This window comes from Chryseobacterium indologenes (genome assembly GCF_002025665.1).
GTDB lineage: Bacteria > Bacteroidota > Bacteroidia > Flavobacteriales > Weeksellaceae > Chryseobacterium > Chryseobacterium metallicongregator.
On the sequence record NZ_CP018786.1, the window covers coordinates 122,390 to 137,640 of the forward strand.

Annotated in this window: 8 protein-coding genes; 7 read left to right on the forward strand and 1 reads right to left on the reverse strand. The window is 38.9% G+C overall.

All coding sequences use genetic code 11. The annotated features are described in order from the left end of the window. Positions 1-41 precede the first annotated feature (41 nt). From BUE84_RS00545 to BUE84_RS00575, 7 genes are all read left to right on the forward strand, one after another. Positions 42-2,273, forward strand: a complete 2,232-nt coding sequence (locus BUE84_RS00545; RefSeq protein ID WP_079243825.1) for a GH92 family glycosyl hydrolase — start codon at positions 42-44, stop codon at positions 2,271-2,273. Between the two features lie 31 nt (positions 2,274-2,304). Then, positions 2,305-3,732, forward strand: a complete 1,428-nt coding sequence (locus tag BUE84_RS00550) for a glycoside hydrolase family 125 protein (protein ID WP_079240078.1) — start codon at positions 2,305-2,307, stop codon at positions 3,730-3,732. Positions 3,733-3,841: 109 nt separating this feature from the next. After that, a complete protein-coding gene (locus BUE84_RS00555; protein ID WP_079240079.1) occupies positions 3,842-5,992 on the forward strand; it encodes an endo-beta-N-acetylglucosaminidase H in 2,151 nt (716 codons plus the stop codon). A gap of 58 nt (positions 5,993-6,050) precedes the next feature. Further along, on the forward strand, positions 6,051-8,459 hold the full coding sequence (locus BUE84_RS00560; RefSeq protein WP_079240080.1) for an endo-beta-N-acetylglucosaminidase H: 2,409 nt from the start codon (positions 6,051-6,053) through the stop codon (positions 8,457-8,459). Positions 8,460-8,592: 133 nt separating this feature from the next. After that, on the forward strand, positions 8,593-9,453 hold the full coding sequence (locus tag BUE84_RS00565; protein ID WP_079240081.1) for an ROK family protein: 861 nt from the start codon (positions 8,593-8,595) through the stop codon (positions 9,451-9,453). Positions 9,454-9,474: 21 nt separating this feature from the next. Further along, entirely contained in the window at positions 9,475-11,757 is a 2,283-nt protein-coding gene (locus tag BUE84_RS00570) for a GH92 family glycosyl hydrolase (protein ID WP_079240082.1), read from the forward strand. Between the two features lie 24 nt (positions 11,758-11,781). After that, positions 11,782-12,279, forward strand: coding sequence for a phosphoheptose isomerase (locus tag BUE84_RS00575; RefSeq protein ID WP_079240083.1), 498 nt, complete (start codon positions 11,782-11,784; stop codon positions 12,277-12,279). Between the two features lie 259 nt (positions 12,280-12,538). Here BUE84_RS00575 and BUE84_RS00580 read toward each other — a convergent pair whose 3' ends face one another. Then, positions 12,539-15,244, reverse strand: coding sequence for a TonB-dependent receptor domain-containing protein (locus tag BUE84_RS00580; protein WP_079240084.1), 2,706 nt, complete (start codon positions 15,242-15,244; stop codon positions 12,539-12,541). Positions 15,245-15,251: the final 7 nt, after the last annotated feature.

The window sequence follows — 15,251 nt, forward strand, 5'->3', positions numbered from 1 at the left end:
ACCAACTTTTAAACAAAAAAATCTCCGATACCTCTCTTATCATGAAAAAAGAACTGCTAATCTGCTTTTTTACCACCCTGATTTCTGTAGCCAGTGCCCAGCAAAATAAGAATGATGTTTTATCCTGGGTAGATCCTTTCATAGGCACAGGAGGGCACGGACATACATTTCCGGGAGCAACCACGCCATTCGGGATGATACAGCTGAGTCCGGATCAGAATACAAAAAGTGGCGATTGGGATTGGTGTTCCGGATATCACTACAGCAGCAAAACGATCATGGGATTCAGTCATAACCACTTGAGTGGAACAGGATGGGCAGACCTTGGAGATATTCTGGTAATGCCTACCGTAGGACAGGTAAAAATGGTTCCAGGAACGGAAGAGAATCCTGAAACAGGGTACCGTTCAAAATTCACGCACGATAAAGAAATTGCTTCTCCCGGGTATTATTCCGTAATGCTGGACAGCTATGGAATTAAAGCAGAGCTTACCGCTTCCCCAAGAGTAGGATTTCATAAATATACTTTCCCGAAGAGTAGTGAAGCCAATATCATTATTGATCCCACTAATAAAATCTTCGGAAATATCTACCATACTTTGGTGAGTGTAGAAGGCAATAATAAAATCAAAGGATACTGTTACAGCAATGGCTGGGGAGGTAAACGATTTGCTTACTTCGTGATGGAGTTTTCCAAACCGTTTAAGTCTTATGGCGTGTATGCTGACGGAAAAATCAAAAATGATGAAAAAATTGCCCTTGCAAAGGATGCTAAAGCATTCGTAAGATTCTCAACAGAAGATCAGGAAAGCATTGAAGTAAAAGTATCATTGTCTCCGGTGAGTACAGAAAATGCACAGGAAAACTTTGATACAGAAGCACAAAATATAGACTTTGCAAAAGCGAAAGAAACTGCACAAAAGACATGGAGGGATCTGATCGGCAGATTTCAGGTAACAGGAGGTACAGACAGCCAGAGAAAAATTTTCTATACTGGAGTTTACCATACATTCATTGCCCCTAACCTTTACATGGACGTGAATGGAGACTATGTTGCCGCTCAGGAAAACATGAATACCAAATGGTTCACAAATTACAGTACCTATTCTTATTGGGACGGATTCAGAGCGACACATCCGTTGCTTACCATTATGGATCAGAAACATACAAAAGAATTCGCCAACTCTTTGATCAGCAGATATACAGATCGTAAAGATCACATGCCAATCTGGGAGCTTTGCGGATATGATAATTTCTGTATGCTTGGCTATCACAGTGCTTCGGTAATATGGGATGCTATCTCAAAAGGAGTTCCTGGTATTGATGCTGAAAAAGCATTTGCTGCGATGAAAGATGCTTCTTTAACAGATAAAATGAGCAGCAGCGATGGCGGCGGAGGTCTTAATGACTATATCAAATTAGGATATACACCATCAGAAAACGGCGCTTCAGTTTCAGCAACACTGGAATATTCATATGATGACTGGTGTATTCAACAGCTTGCTGAAAAACTAGGTAAAAAAGAAGAATCAGAAGTCTATAAAAAACGTTCTATGAACTTCCTGAATACCTTCAATAAAGAAAATAACCACTTCTGGCCAAGACAGAAAGACGGGAAATTCTTAGCAGATTTTACCCTTAACGACTGGAAAAAACTTCAGCCACACTGGGTTTCCGGAAACATCTGGGCTTATGATTTCTTTGTTCCTCATCAGATTGATGAAATGATGAATCTGTATGGAGGGAAAAAAGGATTTGAAGAAAAACTGGATAAAACCTTTACAGAAGCACTTCATATGGAAGGAGAGCAGCATGTAGATATCTCAGGATTCATCGGATCTCTAGGATTTGGAGATGAACCGGGACATCATGTTCCCTACCTGTACAATTATGCAGGAAGTCCTTATAAGACTCAGAAAATGGTAAAATATATCCGTGATAATATGTACGCTGCTAAACCAGATGGAATCGTTAACAATGAAGACTGTGGTCAAATGTCAGCATGGTATATCTTCTCATCATTAGGGTTCTATCCTGTGACACCTGGGAAACCTGTTTATGCCATCGGAGCACCACAATTCCCGAAAGCATCATTAAAATTAGAAAATGGTAAAACTTTTACCGTGATCGCTGACAAGATATCCAACAAGAATATCTATGTACAGAAAATGTTCCTGAATGGGAAAGAATACAAAAGCTGGGAGCTTAATCACAGCGATATTATGAATGGAGGTGAGTTGAGATTCGTAATGGGAAGTAAACCGGTAAAATAAGACTAATAAAAATAAACGAAACAAAGTATCAATGGAAAGGAGAAATTTTATTAAAACAAGTGCACTGGCAGGAGCCGGATTGCTGTTTACTCAAAATGTTTTTGCTAAAAATTTAGTACTGGATGATTTTCCTGTTGTCCGTGTTCCTAAAGATAAAAGACATTTTACCAGCGAATCTGTAGAAAGTGCTATTGCAGCATTTAAAAAGAAAGTAAAAAACAAAGAGCTGAGCTGGCTTTTTGAAAACTGCTTCCCGAATACATTGGATACTACTGTTTTCTATAATGAAACCAACGGAACTCCTGACACGTACGTAATCACAGGAGATATCGATGCCATGTGGCTTCGTGACAGTTCTGCACAGGTTTTCCCTTATCTGCAGTTCTCTAAAAAAGACGAAAAATTACATAAGCTGATCTCAGGAGTAATCCACAAACAGACTACTTTCATCCTGAAAGATCCTTACGCGAATGCTTTCTATAACGATGATCAGAAGATTAGCAAATGGAAAGAATACGACCATACCGATATGAAACCGGGAACCCATGAAAGAAAATGGGAAATTGATTCGCTTTGCTATCCTATCCGTCTGGCCTACCACTTCTGGAAAACAACAGGAGATACAAAACCTTTTGATGCCAACTGGCTGAAAGGAATTAAACTTACCCTGCAGACCTTTACAGAACAGCAGAGAAAACATGATCTTGGACCTTACAAATTCGAGCGTACAACAGCCTGGGCAACAGATGGGGTACCGATGGGAGGATATGGTTATCCGACAAAACCTGTAGGATTGATCAGCTCTATGTTCCGTCCAAGTGATGATGCTACCATCTATGGATTCCTGATTCCTTCCAACTTATTTGCTGTGGTAAGCTTACGTCAGGCTGCGGAAATGGTTTCTCAGATTAAAAATGAAAAAACGTTGGCTCAGCAACTGAACAGCCTTGCTGATGAGGTAGATGCAGCCATCAAAAAATACGGAATTTACAATCATCCTGAATTTGGAAAAATATATGCTTTTGAAGTGAATGGCTTCGGAAGTTACAACCTGATGGATGATGCGAACTGCCCAAGCTTGCTGGGACTGCCTTATCTGGATGCGGTGAAAGCTGATGACCCTGTTTATTTGAATACAAGAAAATTTGTATGGTCAGAAAACAATCCGTTCTTCTTCAAAGGTAAGCTGGCAGAGGGAATAGGAGGTCCGCATATCGGACTTGACATGATCTGGCCAATGAGTATCATAATGAAGGCACTCACTACCAAAGACAAAAGTGAGATCAGATGGTGTATAGATACCTTACAGAAAACGCACGGAGGAACAGGCTTTATGCATGAATCCTTCCATAAAGACGATGCCAAAAAGTTCACCAGAGAATGGTTTGCATGGGCAAATACCTTGTTTGGAGAATTGTTATGGAAAACCTTTAACGAAAATCCTGAGCTACTGACATAGCCCTCCCTTTTATATGGTGTATTCATCTGAGATTCCTTCCCAAAAAAGAAGGTGTCAGGGGAATGCTATATAAAATTCAGACACCAAAACACCTTAAAAAAATTATACAATGAAAAAAAAATCCATCTTTACCGCACTGATTGCCATGATGCTTCAGTCTGGTTCTCTGATTAACGCACAACAGCTTAGTCCTACAGGAATATGCTATGTGGAAGTGAACAACAACAACATCCTGAATGCAGGATCGTACAAACTGCAGACATCGAACAGCTACCTGTTCAATGTGGTCAATATTTTTGCGGCTAACATTAATTATGATACCAGCCGTGGAAGAGCTTATTTGTATTCCAATAACAACGTTACGAAAGTTCTTACCAATGCAGATACCTACATAAAACCACTCCAGCAAAAAGGAATGAAAGTAGTGTTGACGATTTTGGGAAATCACCAGGGTGCCGGAATCTGTAATTTCCCTACCCGTGAAGCAGCAAAAGACTTTGCATTACAACTTGCCAATACAGTGAATACTTATGGTCTTGATGGAATTGATTTTGATGATGAATATTCAGAATATGGAAATAACGGAACAGGGCAGCCTAATGACAGCTCTTTTGTAATGCTTGTTCAGGAGCTCAGAGCCTTATTACCGAATAAAATTATTTCATTCTATTATTATGGTCCTGCTGCTTCAAGACTTTCCTGGAATGGTGCCAGAGTAGGAGATAATGTCAATTACAGCTGGAATGCAATGTATGGAACGTTCTCAGCCCCAAATGTACCTCCGCTTACCAAAGCACAAATCTCTCCTGCTGCTGTATGGATGGGAAATACTTCCAATTCTACCACCACCAGCCTGGCTACCCAGACTAAAAATGGAGGCTATGGAGTATTTATGTGGTATGATTTACACGGAACCAATGAAGCAACACAGCTTTCAGCAGGAACTCAGACATTATACGGAGAACAGACTGTTTTAAGCACTCCTTTACAATCATGGACACAAGGTACAAATTGCGATGCTCCAATCGGATTGTATACAAGCAATCTTACAGGAACAAGTGCAAAACTAAACTGGTCAGCCGTAGGAACCAATACTTACGATATTGATTATAAACCAGCATCTTCAACAACTTGGACGAATGCGGTGTCAGCAACAAGTTCCACTTCCATAACCGTTTCCGGATTAACAGCCAATACCGAATATGACTGGAGAATCAGAACCAACTGCAGCGTGAAAAGTGCTTATATGTTTGCTCCAAGATTTACAAGCACTTCAGGAACAACGCCTACAGGTTCTTATGCTCTTTCCCTGGATGGAAGCACGGAATCAGGAGCTGCCGGAAGTCTGAATCTAAGCGGTTCCGCATTATCTTTTGAAGGATGGATCAAGCCTTCATCATTCAAATCAGCATCTCCATATATTTCCTCGATCATGGGAACGGAGATAAGCGACAGCAATTCTGCATTCTTAAGATTAGGAGATGCCAGTCTTGCGAATAATAAACTTCAGTTTGTGGTAAGTATTAATAATGTACAGCAAAAACTGGCGTCTGTAACTGCTTTGAATGCCAATACCTGGTATCACGTGGCAGCTACTTATGATGGTAGCAATATGAAATTGTATATCAACGGAGTTCTGGATGCAACTAAAGCACAAACCGGAAGTGTGAATTCAACCGGAGCGTTCAACGTTGGATATTTATATAACACTTCCAGAAACTTTAATGGTAAAGTAGATGAGGTAAGAGTTTGGAAACGTGCATTGAGCCAGACAGAAATCAGTCAGAATATGTGTAATGTAACAGTTCCGGCTACTTCACTGGCTGCGTATTGGAAATTTAACGAAGGAAATGGTTCTACAGTTCAGGATACTTCAGGAAACGGAGTGACTCTTACGCTGACAGGTGTTGATTCTTCTAATTGGGGTACAGATCTGCCATGTTCTACAGGAAGTTCAGCATTAGCAAGAACTGCAAGCCAAAAGGCGATCAATGTGGGAGAAACAAGCATTAAAAATCAGATAAAACTATACCCTAATCCGGTAAGCAAATCTTCATCACTGACAGTTTCTGTTCCGAATGAATACAGCAAAGGAAAACTAACGGTTTATGATTTTAATGGAAGAATTGTAGACACAAAATCACTGAACTCCGGAGACAATCAATACGAATTGAGCAGAATTTCAGCAGGAAATTATATCGTTCAGTTTGAATCTCATGATGGAAGCTTAAAACAATCTGAAAAACTAATTGTAAAATAACAAACCCAGTCATTGGGCTTCGGCCCAATGATTTTTTCTACTACAAAATTGATATACTATGAGAAAAAAATCCTTTTTTATTCCCCTGATGGCTTTGATGCTTCAGTCGGCGCCATTACTCAAAGCACAGCAGCTTGATCCTTTAGGAGTCTGCTATGTGGAAGTAAATAACAATAATCCGCTGAATGCAGGTTCCTATACTTTGCAGAATACGAACAGACAGCTTTTTGATGTGGCTATTATTTTTGCAGCGAATATCAACTATGATGTTTCCAAAAACCGTGCTTATATCTCAAACAATAACAACGTTACCAAAGTCCTTAATGATGTCAATACCTATGTAAAACCTTTACAGCAAAAAGGGATAAAAGTATTGCTTGATCTTTTAGGAAATCATCAGGGAGCCGGAATTTCTAATTTTCCTAACCGTGAAGCAGCAAAAGATTTCGCTTTGCAGGTGGCTCATACCGTTTATACTTACGGTCTGGATGGAGTAGATCTTGATGATGAATACGCAGGTTATGGAAACAACGGAACAGGGCAGCCTAATAACAGTTCTTTTGTAATGCTGCTGCAGGAATTGAAAGCAGCAATGCCTGATAAACTGATTACATTCTATTATTACGGTCCTGCTACGACAAGACAAACTTATAATGGAGATCTGGCAGGAAATTATATTGATTATACATGGAATGCGATGTACAGTACATATAATGCTCCTGTTGTTCCTCCACTTAATAAATCTAAAATTTCTGCTGCTGCAACATGGATCCAAAATTCGAATCCAAGTTCTACATCAGCAACTACACTGGCAAACTTAGCAACCAGTACAAAAAATGATCAGTATGGTGTATTCATGTGGTATGACCTGGGAGGAACCAATGTAGCCAGCTATCTGAGCACAGGTTCCAATATTCTTTATAATGAAAATACACTCTTAAGCGGTCAATTATATTCATGGTCGCAGGGACAGGCTTGTGATCCGCCATTGGGACTTGATGTTTCCAATGTAACAGGAACTTCAGCAAAACTGAACTGGACTTCCAACGCTTCCCAGTCTTATAATATTGACTATAAACCGGCCAACTCTACAGTATGGACAAACGTTGCCAATAATTATTCAGGAAATAATATTGTCATTAATAATCTTACCCTGAATACAAATTATGATTGGAGAATACAATCCAACTGCTCACCGACATTAACAAGTACTTATATTTTTGCACCAAGGTTTAACTCCGGAAGTGGCTGCACTACGCCATCAGGATTAACTTCCGGAAGTTTCCTTGGTAATACTGCTCAGCTATCATGGGATGCAGGAAATGCAACTTCATATACCCTGCAGTATAAAACAGCTGCAGCCACCACCTGGTCTGAAATTCCAAATATCACAACCAATTCCTACTCATTACAAAACCTGACAGCCAATACCAACTATGTGTGGAAAGTACAGGCGGGATGTGCCGGAGGAACTACAAGTACCTATTCAGGTGAAGGATCATTCAATAGCGGTTTTGCCCCTGTTACAAGTCCGGGAGCAAGATCTCTTTCTTTCAACGGAAGCACGCACTATCTTAACGCAGGACAATTTAACCTGAGCGGAAATGCTATGACATTTGAAGGGTGGGTAAAAGTAAATGCTTTCAAAACAGGATTCCCTTATATTTCATCAGTAATGGGAGTGGAAGTAGGAGATAATAACTCAGCAATGCTTAGATTCGGTGATGGAAACCTGGCGAATAACAAACTTCAGTTTATCCTGAGCTTCGGTTCATCACAGGTGAAGCTTAACACGAATACAGCATTCAATACCAACACATGGTATCATATAGCAGCCACTTATGATGGGGCAGCAATGAAAATTTATGTCAATGGTAACCTTGATGCCAGCTTTGCAGTAACAGGTAACTTTACAGCAAACGGAATCCTTTATCTGGGAAGAAATTATGACAATTCCCGTACAATCAACGGCTTCCTGGATGAATTCAGAGTTTGGAAAAAAGCATTAACACCACAGGAAATTCTGAGCAACAGCTGTAATGTTCCTGCCAACTCCACAGGTCTTGAAGCTAATTGGAAAATGGATGAAGGAAGTGGTTTAGGCGCATTAGATGCTACAACAAATACCCATTTTGCGACCCTGATCAATATGACAGATGCGAACTGGAGAACAGATGTTGCCTGTGCTTCATCTCTTGCCGTGAAAGATATTGAATCTGTAAAAGAGAACAACGCCGCTTATCCGAATCCGGTTAAAAGAGGAAATGACATTCATTTTGCTATTAGTGATAATTCGGCAACTGAAGTGGCATTGTATGACGCATCAGGAAAATTATTCAAAAAACAGAGTATTAATCAAAATAATAATGCAGTGAATACACAGGATTTAATCAGTGGTACTTATATTTACAAGATTACATCCTCAAACAGTAAAGTATTATCAACTGGTAAAATTATCGTGAAGTAAAAATTCAGATAATGATATAATTATCAGGATTATAAATATAAAGTCTGAAATACAAAGCAGACAGACAGGGGTATACTTCTGTTTGTCTGTTTTTTCAGTCACAGGGATGTCTTGAATTTAAAATAAAAAAATAATGCAGAATATTGTAGGAATCGATATCGGAGGCTCTCACATCACGTTGGCTCAGGTAGATGCTGGAAAACGTGAAATCATTTCATCAACCTATGTAAGGGAGCATGTGGATGCTTTTGAAAACAAAGAAATTATTTTCAATGCATGGGTTTCAGCTATTGAAAAAGTGGCTCATGATCTGGTAAAAGAAAATCTTCTCATTGGTATTGCAATGCCGGGACCCTTCGATTATGAAAATGGGATATCGCTGATGCAGCAGGGAAAATTTATTGATATCTATCAGGTGAATATCAAAGAAGAACTGGCTAAAAGACTGGACATTTCTCAGAAACAGATTCATTTTGTAAATGATGCTGCTGCTTTTATGGAGGGAGAAGTATTCGGAGGATGTGCTCAGGGATTCAATAGTGCTTTTGGAGTAACCCTCGGCACAGGGCTGGGAACGACCTTCTTCAACGGAGAATTTGCAACGGATGAAGATCTATGGGATTCTCCCTTCAGAAACTCTATCTGTGAAGATTATCTGGCAACACGCTGGTTTGTGAATCATTATAAAGAACTGACAGGAGAGGAAATCTCCGGAACCAAAGATCTTCTGGATAAACCAGCAGAAATACAGACTCAAATGTTTAACGATTATGCAGACGCCTTTTCTGAGTTTATTGTCAGATATATAGATCATTACAAACCGGAAGTTTTAGTTATAGGAGGAAATATTGCCAAAGCTTATCCTCATTTTGAACAAAGATTTATTCAGAACTTAACAAAGAATAATATTAACTTGCAGGTTAAAATTTCTGCCATTTTTGAAGATGCCGCTATTCTTGGAGCTGCAAGCTATGCATTAAAAAAGCGTATATAAATTAACAAACGAAAAGATACAATGAAGTTTATATTTTCTACTTGCTTACTGTTATTACAGGCCTGGGCGTTAGGGCAGAACATATCTCCCGTAGATTATGTGAATCCTTTGATGGGAACACAATCCAAACCTTCATTATCCAATGGAAATACTTATCCGGCTGTCGGACTTCCTTGGGGAATGAATATCTGGACACCGCAGACCGGTAAAATGGGTGACGGATGGGCATATACCTATGATGCAGATAAAATAAAAGGATTTAAACAAACCCACCAGCCATCCCCGTGGATGAACGATTATGGTGCTTTTGCCATTATGCCTGGAGTGGGGAAAGTGAAATTTAAAGAAGACGAAAGAGCAAGCTGGTTCAGCCATAAAGCTGAGGTTACCACACCTTATTTTTATAGTGTTTATCTGGCGGATATCAATGTTACTACAGAATTTACGCCTACAGAAAGAGCTTCTTATTTTAAATTTGACTTTCCAAAGACTGACAGCGCTTACGTAGTGGTTGATGCTCTGAATAAAGGCTCTTACATCAAGATTTTACCGAAAGAAAGAAAAATCCTGGGATACACAACGAGATATTCTACCGGGAAATATGAGAACTTTAAAAACTACTTTGTTATTCAGTTTGATAAAGATTTTGAACTGACAAAAACCTGGAAAGATGATAAGCTGGTTAATGATCAGTTGGAAATTACCAGTGATCATACAGGAGCTGTAGTAGGGTTTAAGCTTAAAAATAAAGAAACGGTTTATGCAAAAGTAGCCTCTTCATTCATCAGTTTTGAGCAGGCAGAACTTAACCTTAAAAGAGAAATCGGAAACAGAAATTTTGAACAGGTAAAAACCGATGCTAAAAATATCTGGAATAAAACATTAGGAAAAATAGATGTAAAAGGAGGAACAGATCAGCAAATGAGAACTTTTTATTCCTCTTTATACAGAACTTTATTCTTCCCGCAGAAATTATATGAAGTAGATGCTCAGAATAAAATAAAACACTGGAGTCCTTACAACGGAAAAATTGTTGACGGAAGAATGTTTGCCGGAACCGGCTTTTGGGATACTTTCCGTGCTTTATATCCATTCCTGAATCTTGTTTATCCAAGCATCAATGTAGAAATGCAGGAAGGACTGGCCAATGCTTACAAAGAAGGAGGTTTCTTACCGGAGTGGAGCAGTCCTGGATATTCTGATATTATGATTGGAAATAATTCTGCATCCGTAGTCGCAGATGCTTACATCAAAGGACTTCGCGGATATGACACAGAAGCACTTTGGCAGGCAGTAAAACACGGAGCGAATAATGCAGGTCCTATAGAAGCTGTAGGCCGTGCAGGAGTAGAATATTATAACACTTTAGGCTATGTTCCTTATGATGTGAAAATCAATGAAAATGCAGCCAGAACATTGGAATATGCTTATGATGACTTTTCAATCTATCAGCTAGGAAAAGCACTTGGGAAACCTGCTTCTGAAATTGATATCTACAAGAAAAGAGCTTATAATTACAAAAATGTATTTGATAAGGAAACAGGTTTAATGCGTGGTAAAAATAAAGACGGTAACTTCCAGAAACCTTTCAATCCTTTTAAATGGGGAGATGCTTTCACAGAAGGAAACAGCTGGCATTACACATGGTCGGTTTTCCAGGACATTGATGGTCTGGCAGAACTGATGGGTGGTAAAAAGAAATTTGAAGCCAAATTAGATGAAGTTTTCTCATTGCCACCAGTTTTTGATGACAGTTATTATGGAGGTGTGATCCACGAGATCAGAGAAATGCAGATCATGAACATGGGGCAGTATGCGCACGGAAATCAGCCTATCCAGCACATGATTTATCTGTATAACTATGCAGGAGCACCTTACAAAACACAATATTGGGCTAGACAGGTGATGAATAAGCTTTACCATGCAACTCCGGACGGATATTGCGGTGATGAAGACAACGGACAAACTTCTGCCTGGTATATTTTCTCAGCACTAGGTTTTTATCCGGTAACACCTGCAACGGATCAATATGTCTTGGGAGCACCATTATTTAAAGAAGCTACCATCCATTTGGAAAATGGTAAGAAAATTGAAATAAAAGCTCCGGAAAATAATGCAGAAAATTTATATGTAAAATCTTTGAATGTAAACCAACAGCCTTATTCCAAAAACTGGCTGAGCCATAAAGAACTGATGAAGGGAGCTGTTTTAGACTTTAAAATGGACAGCAAACCCAATAAAGAAAGAGGTTCACAGGAAAAAGATTTTCCCTATTCAATGTCAAAAGAAGAATCAAATAAATAATTTTTAAATTAAAAATATAGCTGTATGAGTACAGAAAAAAAAGAAATATTCCATAGAGTAGAAAGCATGCTGCAAGGACAAGGTTTTAACATCGCAGCAAAAGATGATACAAGACCATGGGGAGGATTTTTTGTGATTGATGAAACGCAGGCACAGGATTTTGCTAACCAATATTTCGATGGGATTGATGTAGACAATCTTAGAATAGGAGGAAAGCTAAGCCCGAAAATTCTTATCGTAGCTCCGGAAGCAAGATTAAGCTGGCAATATCACCACAGAAGAGCCGAAATCTGGCAGGTAGTAGAAGGAACAGTAGGAATCAAAAGAAGCAATACCGATGAAGAAGGAGAGTTGGGAGAATACGGCCCGAAAGATCAGGTGAAACTTCAGCAGGGAGAAAGACACAGATTAATTGGTCTTGCAGGCTGGGGAATTGTTGCTGAAATCTGGCAGCATACCGATGCATCCAATCCTTCAGACGAAGATGATATCGTAAGAGTACAGGATGACTTTGGAAGATAAATAAAAAATCCGCTTCAATGAAGCGGATTTTTTATTGTAAGGAAGCTTGAGGATGGAAGAAGGGTGTTACTGGTGGTTTTCAAAACTTTTGGATTTTTTCCGCGCTATGAGTGGCGAATTTTACCTGCTTATGATAAAAATTAAACCTTATAGGTTTCTGAAACCTATAAGGTTTTTGTGTATTCAGATTTTATCCTCAATAAGATAAAACTTTACTTGGTTGTAGGCACACTCAGCTTCATTCTTCCAGCTTCCAGCCTTAAAACGTCACATCCAGTCCCACATACAAGTTAGCCTTCATAATTGGAGCGTATACCATTCCTCCGTCAAAATAATTACCGAAAGGATTTTTAAAATCTACAATCGCATTTTTCTGATAGTAAGAGGTAAGGTTTTCGCCACCTAAATAAGCTCTGATCTTTTTATTGAAATTTCTTGAAATCTGAGCATTAAGAACCGCATAAGATTCTGAATACGTTGGTAACTGAAACTCTGCAGGATTACTTGAAGTATCAGGAAGTCTTTGCTTTCCAACCCAGTTTAAAGTCGTATCAAAACTCCAGAATCCGCCATTATCATTTTTATTGGTTGAATAGGCCAGGTTTACAAATCCTCTGTGCTTCGCCATAAAAGGAACTTCTCTTCTTCCACCGATATAATCAGCCTGCACATCATAATATTTATAAGCAAGTCTTACTTCAAGATTTTTTATAGGCATAAAATCCCATTGGGTCTGGAATGAATTCGCAAATGATTTTCCATCCAGATTATAGAATGTCAGCTGTTGAGGAGACTTATCCAAATCTACCAATACCTGATCCTGGAAATCTGTTCTGAAGAAGTCTGCAACAATGCTTGATTTTCTTCCAAATAACTTAAATTCCTGTTGTAAGCTCGCCCCATAATTCCATGCAATTTCAGGTCTTAATCCATAAATATTTCCTCCATTAGATAAAATATTGATAGCTCTGTTCGATGCAAAATACTGCTGGCTTTCCGCAAATACATTCGCTGTTCTGAATCCTCTTCCCGCAGAAAGTCTTAAAATAGTCTGAGGAGTGAAATCATATTTAAAATTAAGTCTCGGCGTAAACTGTGTTCCTGCAAGATTGTGGAAATCTACTCTTGAACCTGCTACTAAAGTATATTTTAAACCAGTTAAAGTATATTCAGCAAAAATCCCTGGTACAATTTCATTTCTTCTCATATCATTCAGCAAATACGTTTCTTTATAACCGTCATATAAGAAACTTGCTCCAGCCTTATACTTGTGGTTGGTATTTCCGATGATACTTTCAAAAATTAAATTGGAATAATACGTATGCTGCTGCCCTGCATAATTTCTCAATCCGAAAAAGCTGTCCTGTTGGTGGTAAACATATTGGTTCATCCATCCGATACTCTGGTAAGGTTTTCCTTTAAAAACATACCCTGTTTTATTCCAAACCTGAAATCTTGAAATATCGATTCCTACCCCATAAAAAGGTTGCTTGTCCTGACCAATTTTTTTATCAAATCCAATCTGTCCTGCAGTTCTTTCATCTCTGATAAAATTAATTCCAAAATGAGATCCGAATCCTGACTTTTCAAGATCGTTATAATTCAGTAAATATGCTGCATTAATCTGTGTTCCTTTCGGTCTGTCCAGAAAACCATCATGGTTCATATCCGTATTTCCAAACGTTCCGTTTCCGTGAAGAAGGAAAGTTTGTGACCATTTATCGTTGATAGGAGAAACATTGGTGATATTGATTTCCGCTCTTCCATTGAAGTCAGAAAAAAGGTTCAGTGACGTTTCAGGAGTTTTGGCATTCTTCAGAAGTTCTGTATTGATCTGTCCTGTGATACTTTCGTAACCGTTCGTAACCGTACTTCCTCCTTTGGTAAGTTGAATACTTTCAATCCATCTTCCCGGAATAAAATTTAATCCATAGGCAGAAGCCAATCCTCTGATTTCAGGGAGTTGTTCCTTCGTTAAGCTGGTATATTTTTGATCCAGACCCAGCATTTTCAACTGTTTTGTTCCGGTAACCGCATTACTGAAAGATACGTCTACCGTTGCGTTGGTTTCGAAACTCTCAGAAAGATTACAGCAAGCCGCCTTTAACAGCTCTTTTTTATCAATATTAAAAACAAGTCCGGCTTCTTTTTTGCTTAAAGCTGTCGCTGCTTTGGAACCTGTTACAACAACTCCGTCGATATTTTTTTCATGCTGAGAATGATTCTCTTTAGCCGCAGAAGTCTCATCGTCTTTATGATCTTCATGCTTCGTTGCTTCTTCGTAGTGCACTTTTGGGTTGGGTTCACCAAAAGTAAACTCTCTGTCATACAGGCAACATCCCGGAAGGCCATTGTAAACAGCATCAGTAGCTTTATATTTTTCATTATCATGTCCTGCATCAGCAATAGCCTTTAAAATCTTATCTGATGAGGTTTTTGAAGGATCAAAATTTAAAGTAACCGTTTGTTTCTCTGCATTCCATTCCGCAGTACTGGCTCCGGCATCTTTGGATGCTTTTTCAATTCTGGCTTTACAAGAAGCACAGTTTCCTCTAACATAGAATTCATTCTCTTTTTTAGTGGAAATAGCGGCACTTACATGATGCTCATGGCTTGTTTCTGCTTGTGAAGGCTTTGCATCTCTTTCGTAATGGCAACATCCAGGAAGTCCTTCATAGGTTGTATCAGGCGCTTTGAATTTCTCATTATCATGACCTGCGTCTGCTACTTTTTTCAAAATATCATCAGCGGAAGCTTTGTCTGTTTCAAAGGTTAACGTTTGAAGATCAATAGAGTAAACTGCTGTTTTCGCACCAGCTTTTTTAGCCGCACTTTCAATTCTTGTTTTGCACATTTCGCAGTTCCCTTTGACCTTGAACTGATTTTTTGAAAGTGTTTGAGCAGATATAAATTGTGTAAATAGGAATAATGCACCAAGTATCAACCTGGAAATATGTAATTTCATTTTGTTT